Consider the following 14,433-nt stretch of genomic DNA (forward strand, 5'->3'; position numbering starts at 1 on the left):
ACTGGTTATTAGTTTTCGTTAATGAATCCGATTGCATCAACTTTACTGTTTTTATCTAAAAAGAATGTAAGTGTGTAACCGTCGAAGTTATACTCGATATCATTTATGCCGTCAAGCTTGGTCGCCTCAGCTTCACCATAAGCGGCAATAACATCTTTATCGGTGCTTCCTATTGATATTCCTCTTGATGTCTTAATAGCGGAATCATAGATTATTATTGCGTCTGTCTTTCCGGCGATTACTGTAAGGTCGATAGTATCGGGATCGGTACCGTATGTATACATCCTGTCTGCAGGATCGTCGCTGTTTGGAGCTTCCTCTTCATTACTTGGTTTGCCGAGAGCAGACTTGATTTTATCAGGGGCGTCGGTAATAGATATTGTGGTTCCGTTATATTCAAAAGATAAATCTGCAGCATCGGGATTACTAGGCTTATTGGCAATGGCTCCGTCAGTGTAGTCGCCTTCGTCTTCAGTTGCTTCGGGAGCATCTGCTTTAGCTTCGGCTGAAACTTCTGCTTCAGATCCTTTTGAAACTCCCGCATCCGATTCTGCTGTAACACCGCATCCTGCAAGTGTAAGCATCATAACTGATGATGCAATGATAATTGCTGATAAATTTCTTTTTTTCATAATAGACATTCTCCTCAATTCCTGTTAAAACAAATACACGTGTTACGTGTATTAGTGATACTAGTACACTTATAGCACAATACTTTTTGGATGTCAATAGCCTGATAGTATTATGCGGATGAAATTATAGAAATTGGAGGAATAGCAGAATGAAAGCAGAATTAGTGAGAAAAGTATTATCTTATGTGGTTACGCAGACATTATTGATGAGATATACATATTATGATACAATTTGTCTACGGAGGCGATAATTATGATATTTCGAGAAGATATTAGACCATCTGCTGATCTGCGAAATCATTATAACGAGATTTCAAGACAATGTCGAGAAAATGGAGAGGCGGTTATTATTACTGTAAATGGTAAAGGTGATACCGTGTCTTTAAGCTATGAAGATTATAAGCGGTTGAAGAATGAATTGAGATTGTATGAACTGCTGGCTCAGTCAGAAAATGACCTCAGAAATGATAGAGTTGCTCCTATCGAGGGAATGTTTGACAGAATAAGAGACAAGGTAAAAGGTATGAATCTCAATGAGTGATTTTGCTATTGAGAAGACAGATACATTCGAAGAATCGCTTTTAGAAATTGCAATTATGATTGCAAAAAAATTTGATTATGAGGTAATGGACGAAAGTTTAAAAATGATTGAGGAGCATATTTCTCAATTATCAAATCCGGAAATAGGCAGTGACAAATTTCCGGCACTTTCCAGAAAAGGATACAAAGTATTGGTGATTCCTCATAATTATGTTATATATACAGTTGATTATTTACGAAAGAGAGTCACATTACATCTTATCATTGATGATCGCCAAGAATTATATGGAGTTATCAGCAGATATTCATTATTATGATTATATAAAAAATCCCTATACTGAATGGTATCGGGATTTTTTATTCTATATAGTAAGTGCAGCCCGCCCCTTTTACTATGAGGGGAGTTTGGATCAGTTGGTTTTGAAGATGGCGCTTTTTCTTTTGTTGAGGGCAAAGAGTAAGATCATGCCAAGGATGAAGCATGAGATGACTTCGCCGATGCATACTGTGAGCATGAAGTATGGAAGAGTTCCTTCGAGCTGGTACACGTGAATGAGTACGAAAGGAACGATGAGTGTGTTTGCTATGATGGGAGGAAGTGGGGTGAGCCATGTCCTGAGTTTGCTTGTGCTATAGAAGTCGGGGGCTGATGTCTTTTTTAACCCGTGTGCAATGAAGTAAGTTCCGAGTGCACCGAGAAGCGTTGCGATTGAGCCGAAAATGATGTCGAGCAGCATGCAGCCTGTTGTTATGTTTGCGATTATACATCCGATGAAAAGTCCCGGAATTGCGGCGGGTGTGAAGAAAGGCAGAATTGTAAGTGCCTCCGAAAAACGTACCTGGATCGCGTAATTTGCAAGACCAAGCATGTTTGCAAAGTGCGTAAGCACAACGTAAAGAGCTGCGATTGCGGCAGCATGAGTGATAAATAGAGTCTTTTTGTTATTCAATTGAATTCTCCTTTAGTTTTGTTTATTGTCAGGAAGGTCTCGAACTGACATAATAATACTATCATCTTTTGGAAAAAATGACAGGGGGATTGCGGAATATATGAGCAGAAACTACAAGTTCTTGATTAGTTATGACGGTACCAGATTTCACGGATGGGAGAGGCAGCCCGGTAAGGATATGACTATACAGGGCAAGCTTGAGAGTGTTCTTAATAAGATGGTAAATCTCCCTGAGGGAACGATCAATCTAATTGGTGCGGGCAGGACGGATGCCGGCGTGCATGCCAGGGCAATGACTGCAAATACCGCTCTTGATACCAATATGACGGAAGATGAGATACGTGAGTATATGAATAAGTATCTCCCTGAGGATATAAGCATAAATGACGTTAAGATCTGTTCGGACAGATTTCACTCAAGATATAACGCACTTGGAAAGACATATCGTTATACCTGTTGGTATGGCCCTTCCAAGCCTGTTTTTGACAGAAAATACGTGACCGTATTGGAGAAAAAGCCTGATGCGGATAAGATGAGAAAGGCTGCTGCAATCCTTGAGGGAACGCATGACTTTAAGAGTTTTTGCGGAAACAACCGCATGAAGAAGTCCACGGTCAGATGTGTCGATTCCATAAAGATAGAAGAGAGCGGAAACTACATAAGGCTTTATTTTCACGGAAACGGCTTTTTGCAGAACATGGTCCGCATACTTACGGGAACTTTGCTTGAAGTCGGATACGGCAATATAGCGCCTTCCGAGGTAAAAGAGATTTTGGAGTCATGCGACAGGCAGAAGGCGGGACCGACGGCGCCTCCGCTCGGATTATGTCTTATGAAAGTAGACTATTAAAAATAACTAAATTTAGTAAAAATACGTTGATAAGTGCATAGGTTTTAGCATAATATAGTATTATTGTTTATCAAAATTTTAATATGAGGGGACACTAATGACAAACAAAATCTATTCTGCACTAACACGTACTGCGCTTTCTGCGTTAGCGGCACTAAGCGTCTTTTCTTTTGCTACGCTCTACGCTAAGGCGGAGGGAAACGGATCTGTAGCGATCACATCGGCAAGTATCAACAATGACGGCGAAAAAGTAACGGTTACCGCTTCTGTTCAGGCGATGCCTCAGAGCGATAACGGTATGTTATATCTTTTCGCAGAGAAAGTTTATCAGAACGAACCTGCGGGAGCACCTGTGGCGTCAGTTCCGATGAATTCGGCGGTTACTTTTTCTTTTCCGCTTGATTATAAAACTACTCAGTGTAAGTTATATGACAAGTTTCAGGTTGCAGTGCTTTCGGGAGGCGTGTTCGTTCCTGTTTCGGGAACCCGCTATATAACCAATCCCGAGGTGCTTGCCAAATCATCTCCCAAGAGAAAAAACAACGGTAAAAAAGGTCTTATCCTTGACGGAGCAAAGATCGGTAACGGAAATACAGAGGCTACCCAGCTCGGAGTTCAGCAGGCTGCGTACAATATTAATCTTGAAGATATCATAGGCGGCAACGGAGGCGTTGTTTTTGAGTATAACGGAAAGACTTACAACTATGATTCATCATATTTAAGTCAGTACGACCATGCTGTAAGAACATGTACACAGCAGGGAATGGGCGTTACGATAGTTCTTTTGAATCCTTATGTTCCGGGTGAAGAGTTCATGATCTCTCCTTATTCAAGGGGTGCGCATTCACGTTATTACATGATGAACACATCGGATGATGTGGGACTTGAGAACCTCGAAGCCGTAGTTACATATCTTGCATACAGATATAACGGACAGAACGGATTTGGACAGGTAGATAACTGGGTAATCGGGAATGAAGTAAATGCCAAGAATGAGTGGAATATTGCGAATGTTTCCGATGAGATGTTGTATGCACAGCTCTATGCCGATGAGCTAAGAGTGTGCTACAATGCTATAAAAAGCAAAAATGCCAATGCACATGTTTGTGCAAGCTTTGATCATAACTGGACTTATAAGAACACACCTTCATATTTCTCGGCAAGAAGCCTTATAGAGGCGATGAACGCGTGCATTGTTGCACAGGGTAATTTCGACTGGGCGCTTGCAGAGCACCCTTACAATTATCCCATGGTATGGACAGCGTTCTGGTCACCTAAGAACGAGGCTGCAGCGGCAATGGTAAGACATGATATCGACACACCTTATATGTCTATGCAGAATATAGAGCAGCTTACGGATTATATGTGCCAGCCTGCGATGCGTAACACTAAGGGTGCGGTAAGACCTATACTTCTTACGGAAGTTGGATATACATCCACTCAGGGACAGGAAGAACAGGCATCGGCTATTGTTTATGCATATCAGAGAGCTATGACAAACCGATATATCAATATGATCGTCTTTAACAGACAGACGGATTATCCTGTTGAGGTTGCCGACGGACTTTCTGTCGGACTTACAGGCCAGGACGGATCAAGAAAACTTGCTTTTGAGTTCTATCAGCAAATGAGCAGTCCCAACGCCGGAGCTTATATTCAAAGAGCTGCCGCAAATGCCGGAATCGCTGACTGGAATGCTGCTATGTTTGCAAGATAATCATAAAATGAAATGATCGGTATGGGAAATCGAATATGAGAATAATTGATTACTACAATTATATAGCTACGGCTGCCTGCGCTTTTATAGGCGCAGCAGCCGTTCTTATTTACAAGAAGGGCAAGAATACAGATTTAGATACTGATAAAAAAACAGCGGATATTTCCGCAAAAACAGCGCATATTATTCTTATTGGGATAATTCTTTTTGCGGCAGCATTGCGGCTTATAGGGCTTGGAAGCGTACCTGCCGGACTTCAGCAGGATGAGGCTTCTCTTGGCTATGATGCCTTCGCAATCGCAAAATACGGCGTTGACAGAAATGGGTTCGCATACCCGATATATCCGATAACATGGGGGTGCGGTGGCGGAAGCCCTCTTATGATCTATATAAACGTTCTTACGATCAAATTGTTTGGAACAGGTGTCGTGAAGCTCAGACTCCTTCCCGCAATTCTCGGAATCGCCACGGTTTATATTTTCTATCTGATATTAAAAGAAATCACTTTATCTTATAAAAAATCTCTCTTTGGAGCTGCGTTTCTTGCGCTGTGTCCCTGGCACATCATACTTTCAAGGTGGAGTCTGGACAGCAACATAATGCCATTTACACTCGGGCTTTCCGTATATCTTTTTATACTCGGGATAAAGACCGGAAAGACATATATTTACTGCCTTAGCGCCGCATCATACGCGGTATGTATGTACAGCTACGGCTCTGCGACGATAGTGGTTCCCGTTCATTTGCTTCTTATCAGCATTTATTGCCTGAGGAAAAAGATTATAAGTATAAAGCAGCTTTTTATGGCTGTGCTAACGTTTGTCATTGTTTTTGCACCGCTCCTTGTTTTCTATGCGGTAAATTACCTCGGACTTCCCGAGATAGTGACGGACAGCTTTTCGTTTAATAAGTTTACCGCTTCAAGGTCGGATGAAGTATTCCTTCGTCTTGACTCAAGTCTTCCCGGAGCGCTTTGGCAGAATATCAGGCAGCTTATCATTACGCTTACGATAGGCGACAACAATGAGATGTTGTGCCATTTCATTCCGGGCTATGCGACTCTTTTTGAGTTTACGTTCCCTATAACTTTCCTGGGAATCTTTCTTGGAGACTTTTGGGGCAAAAAAGATATTGTAAATAAAACATCTGAAAATATGGCTTCTGAAAATAAAGAAAGAATGGAAGATACAAGAAAAAGCGAAAGCGCAACTGATCAAGATAAGAGATCGGCGATGGATGCGGTGTTTGTGACGCTTTTAATTTCATGCGTTCTGCTGGCAATCGGAATCAGATCGGATGTAAGCAGGATGGTAATGATATTCCTTCCACTCATATATTTTCTTGTAAAGGGAGTTTCTTTTATATGGGACAGACGTGCAGTTGGTGCATATGCTGTGATGACGGTTATTGTTCTTGCTGCGGGACTGTTTATAAAAGATTATTTTGGCGGATTTAATGATAGGACTTCGGATCTTTTCATGCCGGGATATGGCGAAGCGGCTAAGAGAGCTTACGAGATAGCAGGGGATGATACAGAGATTTATTCAACTTATGAGAATTTGTCCGCACCGTTTGTTCTTGCTCTTTATTATACGGACTACAATCCGGTAAAGTTTGCAGATACCGTAGTATACAAAGATGAAACGGATGAATTCAGAGTTGCCGAGAGTTTCGGGAATTTCAAGTTCGGCCTTCCCGAAGATTATGCTAGTTATGCCGGTAAAGATGCGGTGCTTATACTTGGAAGTTCGGAGCTGGAGGCTATTAACGGAGCTACGGACTGTACAGTAGAAAACTTTGGAAGATATTCAGTGGTATATGGTTCCGGCGAATGAGCGTGTTTAAAAATAGAACTGCTCCTTGGCATAGCCTTGGAGCAGTTTTGCTATGTTTATTTTTTAGATTTCCTCAGATGAAAGTTCTTCCCACTCATCATAGAGTGCGGAGAGCTTTTCTTGTATCTCGGTCTGCTCGTCGGAGAGCTTTCTGAGCTTTGCAAGGTCTGAACCGACAGCGGGATCGGAGATGAGCTCGGTGATCTCATTGTCTCTTGATTCAAGCTTTGCGATGTCTTCTTCACACTTTTTGAGCGCGGCCTCAATCTTTTTCCTTCTTGCCTTGGCTTCTTTTTGAGCTTTGTAATCGTTACTTCCGGATGACTGCGCCGTAGCTGCTGAAGGAGCGGAAGATGAGGCTGCGGGAGCGCCGATTGAACTTGTGCCCGTATCTGATGTTCCGAAAGTGTTCTGCATCTTTTCCTCGACATGCTCGATGTAGTAGTCGTAGTTTCCGATGTAATTGACCATGCTCTTACGTGTGAGGTCAAGGATTCTGGTCGCTGTCTTATTTATGAAATATCTGTCGTGGCTAACATAGAGAACAGTTCCCTCATAGCCTGAAATAGCAGATTCAAGGATTTCCTTACTTGTTATATCAAGATGGTTTGTGGGCTCGTCGAGGATAAGGAAGTTAGCGTCGGAGAGCATAAGCTTTGCAAGGCTGACTCTTCCTTTTTCTCCACCCGAAAGGTCGCCAATGCGCTTAAATACATCATCGCCGGTAAAAAGAAATGCTGCGAGAGTATTCCTGATCTCTGTATTGTTAAGAGAAGGATATGCATCCTGAAGCTCGTCAAACAAAGTCTTGTTATCGTTAAGTACGTGGTGCTCCTGATCGTAGTAGCCTATCTCGACCTTGGTTCCGAGCGTGATCTTACCGCTGTCTATGCTCTCAAGTCCGTTGATCATCTTAAGGAGAGTGGTCTTACCAGTTCCGTTGTCGCCGATGATCGCAACGTGCTCGCCCTTTTTGATCTCGAAACTTATATTGGAAAAGAGCTCCTGACTTCCGAATGATTTTGAAAGATTATCTGCCTCAAGGACATCTTTTCCGCTTTCGCATGAAGGTTTAAGAGAAATTTTCATGCTGTCGTCAATCGTTATGGGTTTATCGAGACGCACAACCTTATCCAGCATCTTTTCGCGGCTTTCGGCGCGCTTTATGGATTTCTCGCGGTTAAAAGATTTTAACTTGGCGATTACTTCTTCCTGATGCTTGATCTCTTGCTGTTGTTTCATGTACGCGCTCCACTGTGCAAGTCTTTTTTGTTCTTTCTTGACGGAGTAAGCGCTGTAGTTACCTACAAAGCTTGAAACGAGCGTGTTCTCAACTTCTATGACTTTTCCTACGATCTTATCAAGGAAATATCTGTCGTGGGATACGATGAGTACGGCTCCTTTATAATTGAGAAGGTAGTTCTCAAGCCATCTGATCGAAGTCATATCTAGGTGGTTTGTGGGTTCGTCGAGGATGATAAGATCCGGGGAGCTGAGAAGAAGCTTACCCAGAGCAACTCTTGTCTTTTGTCCACCCGAAAGGGTAGAGATTCTTTTATTGAGTTCATCTTCCGAAAATCCGAGACCCTTTGCGACACCTGTAACTTCGCTCTGCCATGAATAACCGGACATCCTCTGGAACTGTTCGTTCATAAATGTGTATCTGTCCATAAGGCGTGTGAGCTCGTCACCTGTGACGTGCTTCATTTCTTCCTCGGCGGCCCTGATATTTTCCTCGAGCTCGATTACGTGCTTTTTTACCTCCATGAGTTCTTCAAAGATGGTATTCTCTGTCTGAACGTTCTGGTTCTGTGCAAGATAGCCCCATGTGACATCCTTGGAAAATGTTACGTCACCGCTGTCTGCCGCAAGTTGTCCGATAATTATCTTAAGAAGGGTTGTCTTTCCGGCGCCGTTGATCCCGACGATGGCAGCCTTCTCATTATTTTCAATATGAAAAGAAGCATCTCTTAAGATGTCCTTTCCGTCAAAGCTCTTATTTATATTATGTACTGATAAAATCATGATCTGTCTCCAAAAAACTACTTTTTGCAACACCACATTTTAGCATGCGCGCGGCGATATGAAAAGGTATGCTTGAATTCGCTGTTTATTGCGAGCATGACAGGTGATAAAATATAGTTGTTTGCAGAACCATGAGGTTTTCTGAGAAATAACAGCAATTCGTATCAAGATATTTAAGAATATACGTGCAAGGGAGCGCACATGACACAGAAGAAAGACAAGAATGGATTAACTGAAAAAGAGTTTCTTAAGGACTACAAGGCGGGAGATTATGAGAGACCGTCTGTGACTGCGGATATTCTGGTGCTTGGAACAAGTGCGGATCTGAGGACTTTGAAGATTCTTTTGGTGAAAAGAGAAGAGCATCCGTATCTGGAGCAGTGGGCTCTTCCGGGAGGCTTTGTTCGTAAGGATGAGACCGCTTATCAGGCAGCAGAGAGGAAGCTTTCTCAGGAGACAGGGCTTGAAGGAGTGTACCTTGATCAGATATATACTTTTACCAATCCTGCGAGAGATCCAAGAACCTGGGTTATGACAATCGCATACCTTGCCTTGGTTTCCGATACAAGCGACGATGTGCTCCACGGAATAACCTGTGCGGGCGTCGGAGAAAGTGAAGGCGGAGTACAGGACGCAGCATGGTTTGATCTTGTGATCGATGCAGACAGTATTAGCTTTATCAATGCCGAGAGAAATGTCGAGATCAGATATTCTATCGTGAATAAGCGCTTTAAGAACGGCAGAATCTATTATGAAAACTGGGTTTCAAGCCCTGCTAGCAAAGAGACGCTTGCCTTCGATCACATAGAGATAATCATAGAATCAATCCTTAAGCTCAAGGCTGAGTTTGAGCATACTGACCTTTCTTTTAATATGATAGGAGAGAAGTTCACTTTGCCCGATCTTCAGGTGTTGTATGAACTTGTGCTCGGCAAAAAACTCTACAAGACAAACTTCCGCGCAATGATCGCCCCCAAGGTCGAGGCTACCGGCGAGAAGATGAAGTCCATCAGCAGCAAAAAGATGTCCGCCGAGTATCGGTATAAGGGGGAAGGGGATTAAGATATAAAAGAAGATATGTGACACTTCTTGTAAATATAGAGAAGAATGATCAAAAAAAGCATGAAATGCCTATTTAAATGGCGTTTTCATGCTTTTTATTTTTTATGTTGACAAAGTAGCAAAAAGCTACTATTATATATTCAAAGATAAAAGTAGCAAAAAACTACTAATGCAAAAGCATAAAACTCAAAGCAAATGCGCAACACACAAACGCACAAGCAACACAGTTACAAAAACCTTAAAGCAAGGAAGGAGAAAGCAGTATGAAACTCAGAAAATTTAAGCCAAACGATTATGTAATGGTTATCAAGAACGGAAAGGTGATCAAGGAAGGCTTGGGATTGTCGGTGTTATATAACAATCTGACGACCAGCATCATGGTAGCGCCATCAACTGCTTTTGACGGAGCATTCGCATTTGATGATGTGGTTACAAGCGATTACCAGAGCGTATGCGTTCAGGGTGTTACGACATATATGATCACCGATTATAGCAAGGCTTCCAAGATGCTTGATTTCGCATATCAGACAAATGTTCCGACGGAGCAGAAGATAGCTGAGCAGATGGCTCTTTTGGAGAAAAGAATAAACAACATAATCAAAGCTATAATCATCCGCGAAGTCAGCAAGAAAGATGTAAGGACAATCATAAGACTTGCGGATGAGATGGCCCAGACAATACAGGATGCGCTTACAAATGATGAGGCGATAGAAAAGCTTGGAGTAAGCATCGTAGCGATCAATATCCTCGGCATCAATCCAAAGACGGAGACAAGAAAGGCTCTTGAGGCAGCAGCCAGAGAGCAGATCTTAAAAGAACAGGATGATGCGATATATAAGCGTCGCAATGCAGCAATAGAGCAGGAACGCACGATCAAGGAAAACGAGATCAACACAGAGATCAAGGTCGCTGAGAAGGAAAAAGAGAAGGAAGAAAAAGAGCAGGAAATGAAACTGTATGTACAGCGCTGCGACCTTGACATGATGAAGGAACGCGAAGAAAGAGAACAGGAAATGCGCATGAGAGCTCTCAGAAGTGAGCTTGAGATGAGCACCGAGAAGCAGGAAAAAGAATTTGCGTTAAAAGAGATGGCTGCAACCAAGAAACTTGAGATTGAGAACAAGGAAATGCTTGGTAAGCTTGAAATTGAGAATAACGAGATGCTCGGAAAGATTGAACTTGAAAAGAAGAACAGTGAGTACACCGCTCTTGAAGCAGAAAATGAGAGAGTAAAGGCAGACCAGCAGGCATATGCACTTAAGGGACTTGTGGATGCTTACAACAACCTGAATGTGGCTCTCGTCGAAGCTTGCGCAATGGCACAGACAGATCCGAGCACACTCATGGCTAAGGCATTCATGAACATCGGTGAGAATGCGGACAAGATCGGAGCGCTCAATCTCACACCGGATCTTTTACAGACAATAACGAACGGACTTGCTCAGAAAAACTGATGAAAGCGCATCAATAAGCGTTTTTAATAAGAATTAGGAGGTCACTATGGACAGGGGAATGAATAAGGTTGTTTTGATAAAACGCCGCACAAGATATGAAGAACTTAAGAGAAGATATAACACAGTAGAGCAGGCAAGGTTTTACATTGAGCACCTCGGCGCCGATTTCTCCGACTACGAGAGAGAAGATAAGACCTACAATGCGGCTCTTGAAAATATCAGAAACCTGATTCGTCCCTGTGCAAGACTTCAGGAGATCGACAGAGAGTATCTTCCCAACATGATCTTTGGAAAAGATGACATCGTGATAGCGGTCGGTCAGGACGGGCTTGTCGCAAATGCCATGAAGTATCTGGACGGGCAGCCTCTGATCGGCGTAAATCCCGATCCCGCAAGGTGGGACGGAGTTCTTTTGCCCTTTGAAACGGGAGATATCGGTAAAGTTCTTCCAAAGGTAATTAATGGAAATTTTGACATTAAAAATGTTACAATGGGAAAAGTGGAGACTAAAGATGGTCAGGTATTATATGCGGTAAATGATTTTTTTATCGGAGTATCCAATCATACCTCGGCAAGATATAACATTAACTATCGTAACCGGGTTGAAAATCAATCATCATCGGGAATAATCATATCAACAGGCTTTGGAATGACAGGCTGGCACAAGTCGATCATGGCAGAGTTTGTGGGAATTGCCAAAGCATTTGGCCTTAATTACGTCACTGAACTTCATGCGGACTGGGGAGCAAGACAACTAATTTTCCAAGTAAGAGAGCCGTATCCGAGTAAATTTACACAGGCGGATATAGTATTCGGGAAGATATTGGACAATGAGAAGCTGGTGATCACGTCAAACATGAGTGAAAACGGAGTTGTTTTCTCTGACGGCGTTATCGATGACACTATTGATTTCAATGCGGGAATGGAAATTACAATTGGTGTCTCGGACCGAATCGGAAGGCTCGTGACCGGTTAGGAGATTATATGGGAATCAGCTTTGATAAATATTTTGACGGTGACGGAAATATCAGGGAAGGAGTGCTTGCAGACAACAAGTGGCTTAAGTTCCTGACAGAGACGGACAATGTTTACGTAAACGCAGAGCGACTTGAGAGATATCTCGACCTTCTTGACGAGAACGGAGATGCAATTGAATACCCTGCTTCGAACTGCATAATCGTGGCAGAAAAAATAAATTGACCTAAATATACGGAATATTTATAATATAGCTTGATTGTACATTCAAAGGAGCACAGCTGTGAAACGCTTATACATACCGTTTATTTGGGAACTGGTCCTGATTATTTCAACAATTATCTGGGAAAAACAGTCATTTTATTTTTTCTTTGTTTTTTACGTTGGACTGATCGTATACTTTTACTTTATAAATAAACAGTTCTCATTCAGAGAACTGGGCAGTAATTTCAGTGAAGTCAAAAATTTTTGGATTCCCGTTATGATGACGGTTGCGGCCATGGTGCTGGCATATTTTTTTCAGGAAAAAATAATTGTCGGAATGTACAGTGAATATTATGACAGCATAGTTCATTTACCTATCAGAAATGAGCTTGCTCCGCTCTTGTTTAAGTGCCTTTTGTTTATGGTGATTAAGCCTGTTGCGGAAGGACTTTTCTATAGAAAAGCGATTATTTTATTTGACAATAAGAAAAAAATGGTACTTTTGACAATAGCAAGCCTTCTACTTTGCTCTATAACATTGGCACACGGGGTGGTCGGAATAACGACAATCATATTGATGGCGCTTCCCGTTACAATTGCTTACCTTGTTACAAAGAATGTATATGTTTCAATAATGGCACAGTTTCTTTTTGAGGTTTATAACACCGGATATGAGACAGTTTATGATCTCGCAAGAATCTATTTCAGATAATGCGGGTTGATAAAGGCTATAGTCATTATAATGCAAAGGAGAGGTAAAAAGTATGTTGGAGAAGTTATTCAAGCTCAAAGAACATGACACCACGGTAAAGAGGGAAATACTTGCAGGTGTCACGACATTCCTTACTATGGCGTATATCCTTGCCGTAAACCCTAATATCCTGGGAACTGTAATGAATGCAAACGGTGTATTTGTCGCTACGGCGATCGCATCGGCAATCGCAACATTTATCATGGCTTTCTTAGCTAATTATCCTATCGGACTTTCCGCGGGACTCGGACTTAATGCATATTTTGCATATACGGTTTGTCTTTCGGAACTGGCCGCCGAAGAGAACCCTTTTACGATCGCACTCACAGCGGTTTTTGTAGAAGGTCTTTTGTTTATTATTCTTTCTTTTTTCAAATTCCGTGAACAGATTATAAATAGTATTCCTCAGAACCTTAAGTTCGGTATTTCCGCAGGAATAGGTCTTTTCATTGCATTTATCGGAATGCAGAACGCGCATATCATTGTTGCAAATGAGGCTACGGTAGTAGGACTCGGAAGTTTCAGCGATCTTGACATGGTGCTTGCGCTTGTGGGACTTATCCTGATAGCTGCGCTTGTTCATTACAAAGTAACGGGCGGCGTTCTTATCGGAATTATCGGAACATGGATAATCGGTATGATCCTTCAGGCAGCAGGAATTTATACAGCAGGAAATCTTTTCCCCGATTTTTCACAGGGACTTCAGCTCGGAGCAATTTCTGAAACAGCGTTTAAGCTTAATTTCGGCTGGGCTGCATCACATCTCATTCAGTTCCTTGCAATTACATTCAGCTTCCTGTATGTAGATCTTTTTGATACGGTTGGAACAGTCGTAGGTGTTGCCGATAAGGCGGGCCTTCTTGATAAGGACGGTAATCTTCCCAGAGTCGGACAGGTATTTCTTGCCGATGCCGTAGGAACAACAGCAGGTGCCGTTCTTGGTACATCAACCATCACAAGTTTCGTAGAGTCAAGCGCAGGCGTTGCTGCAGGCGGAAGAACAGGACTTACGGCTCTTACAACAGGTGTGATGTTCCTTGTTTCACTTGTGCTTAGCCCGTTATTCCTTGCTATTCCTTCATTTGCAACGGCTCCCGCACTTATCTATGTCGGAATGCTTATGCTTATGAGTGTTACCAAGGTTAAGTTTGACGGAGACATCGCTGATTCTGTAGGTGCTTACCTCGCGGTAGTAATGATGCCTCTTTCATATTCAATCGCTACAGGTATTATGTTTGCTGTTCTTGCATGGGTAATCCTTAAGGTTATCGTTAAGAAGGCTAAGGATGTAAGCCCTGTTATGTGGATTGTATTTGTACTTTTTGTACTTAGGATAATTGCCCTTATTACCAACTTCCAGTGATGACATAATATTATTGACTACGGGCACCGCCAATGCTTTTTGTGACGGTGCCTGTTTATGTCATAGATTATTATT

The 14,433-nt window shown here is 42.3% G+C and carries 14 protein-coding genes; 11 read left to right on the forward strand and 3 right to left on the reverse strand.

What is annotated here, in order from left to right:
* Positions 1 to 8: 8 nt before the first annotated feature.
* Positions 9 to 632, reverse strand: coding sequence for a hypothetical protein (locus G628_RS0100550; RefSeq protein WP_026655258.1), 624 nt, complete (start codon positions 630 to 632; stop codon positions 9 to 11).
* 253 nt (positions 633 to 885) lie between these two features.
* On the opposite strand from G628_RS0100550, the gene G628_RS0100555 reads away from it, so the two are divergent.
* Both G628_RS0100555 and G628_RS0100560 read left to right on the forward strand, forming a co-directional pair.
* The gene (locus G628_RS0100555) at positions 886 to 1,173 is read left to right on the forward strand and encodes a type II toxin-antitoxin system Phd/YefM family antitoxin (RefSeq protein WP_034462014.1); all 288 of its coding nucleotides are present in this window, start codon (positions 886 to 888) and stop codon (positions 1,171 to 1,173) included.
* Positions 1,166 to 1,489: a hypothetical protein gene (locus tag G628_RS0100560; RefSeq protein WP_027208211.1), complete on the forward strand. Its 324-nt coding sequence runs from the start codon at positions 1,166 to 1,168 to the stop codon at positions 1,487 to 1,489. Before G628_RS0100555 ends, G628_RS0100560 begins: the two co-directional genes overlap by 8 nt.
* 93 nt (positions 1,490 to 1,582) lie before the next feature.
* On the opposite strand, the gene G628_RS0100565 is transcribed toward G628_RS0100560, so the two are convergent.
* Entirely contained in the window at positions 1,583 to 2,122 is a 540-nt protein-coding gene (locus G628_RS0100565; protein ID WP_026655254.1) for a QueT transporter family protein, read from the reverse strand.
* A 100-nt stretch (positions 2,123 to 2,222) separates the two neighbouring features.
* Between G628_RS0100565 and truA the strand changes: the two genes are divergently transcribed.
* The 3 genes from truA (at position 2,223) to G628_RS0100580 (ending at position 6,524) form a co-directional block, all read left to right on the forward strand.
* Positions 2,223 to 2,972, forward strand: coding sequence for a tRNA pseudouridine(38-40) synthase TruA (gene truA, locus G628_RS0100570; protein WP_027208212.1), 750 nt, complete (start codon positions 2,223 to 2,225; stop codon positions 2,970 to 2,972).
* 97 nt (positions 2,973 to 3,069) lie between these two features.
* The gene (locus G628_RS0100575) at positions 3,070 to 4,689 is read left to right on the forward strand and encodes a DUF5722 domain-containing protein (protein WP_026655252.1); all 1,620 of its coding nucleotides are present in this window, start codon (positions 3,070 to 3,072) and stop codon (positions 4,687 to 4,689) included.
* Positions 4,690 to 4,724: 35 nt separating this feature from the next.
* Complete coding sequence (locus tag G628_RS0100580; RefSeq protein ID WP_027208213.1) at positions 4,725 to 6,524, forward strand: ArnT family glycosyltransferase; 1,800 nt, start codon at positions 4,725 to 4,727, stop codon at positions 6,522 to 6,524.
* A gap of 63 nt (positions 6,525 to 6,587) precedes the next feature.
* On the opposite strand, the gene G628_RS0100585 is transcribed toward G628_RS0100580, so the two are convergent.
* Positions 6,588 to 8,549, reverse strand: a complete 1,962-nt coding sequence (locus tag G628_RS0100585) for an ABC-F family ATP-binding cassette domain-containing protein (protein WP_027208214.1) — start codon at positions 8,547 to 8,549, stop codon at positions 6,588 to 6,590.
* Positions 8,550 to 8,750: 201 nt separating this feature from the next.
* Here G628_RS0100585 and G628_RS0100590 point away from each other — a divergent pair, with 201 nt between their 5' ends.
* The 6 genes from G628_RS0100590 (at position 8,751) to G628_RS0100620 (ending at position 14,358) form a co-directional block, all read left to right on the forward strand.
* Entirely contained in the window at positions 8,751 to 9,611 is an 861-nt protein-coding gene (locus G628_RS0100590; protein WP_027208215.1) for an NUDIX hydrolase, read from the forward strand.
* A 263-nt stretch (positions 9,612 to 9,874) separates the two neighbouring features.
* A complete protein-coding gene (locus tag G628_RS0100600) occupies positions 9,875 to 11,065 on the forward strand; it encodes an SPFH domain-containing protein (protein ID WP_027208217.1) in 1,191 nt (396 codons plus the stop codon).
* A 46-nt stretch (positions 11,066 to 11,111) separates the two neighbouring features.
* Positions 11,112 to 12,041, forward strand: coding sequence for a sugar kinase (locus G628_RS0100605; RefSeq protein WP_027208218.1), 930 nt, complete (start codon positions 11,112 to 11,114; stop codon positions 12,039 to 12,041).
* An 8-nt stretch (positions 12,042 to 12,049) separates the two neighbouring features.
* Positions 12,050 to 12,265 (forward strand): hypothetical protein, encoded by a 216-nt coding sequence (locus tag G628_RS0100610; protein WP_027208219.1) that lies wholly within the window; start codon positions 12,050 to 12,052, stop codon positions 12,263 to 12,265.
* 58 nt (positions 12,266 to 12,323) lie between these two features.
* Complete coding sequence (locus G628_RS0100615; RefSeq protein ID WP_027208220.1) at positions 12,324 to 12,956, forward strand: type II CAAX prenyl endopeptidase Rce1 family protein; 633 nt, start codon at positions 12,324 to 12,326, stop codon at positions 12,954 to 12,956.
* 55 nt (positions 12,957 to 13,011) lie between these two features.
* Positions 13,012 to 14,358, forward strand: coding sequence for an NCS2 family permease (locus tag G628_RS0100620; RefSeq protein ID WP_026655236.1), 1,347 nt, complete (start codon positions 13,012 to 13,014; stop codon positions 14,356 to 14,358).
* The last annotated feature ends 75 nt before the right edge of the window (positions 14,359 to 14,433 follow it).

Source organism: Butyrivibrio hungatei NK4A153 (assembly GCF_000424465.1).
Lineage (GTDB): Bacteria > Bacillota > Clostridia > Lachnospirales > Lachnospiraceae > Butyrivibrio > Butyrivibrio hungatei_A.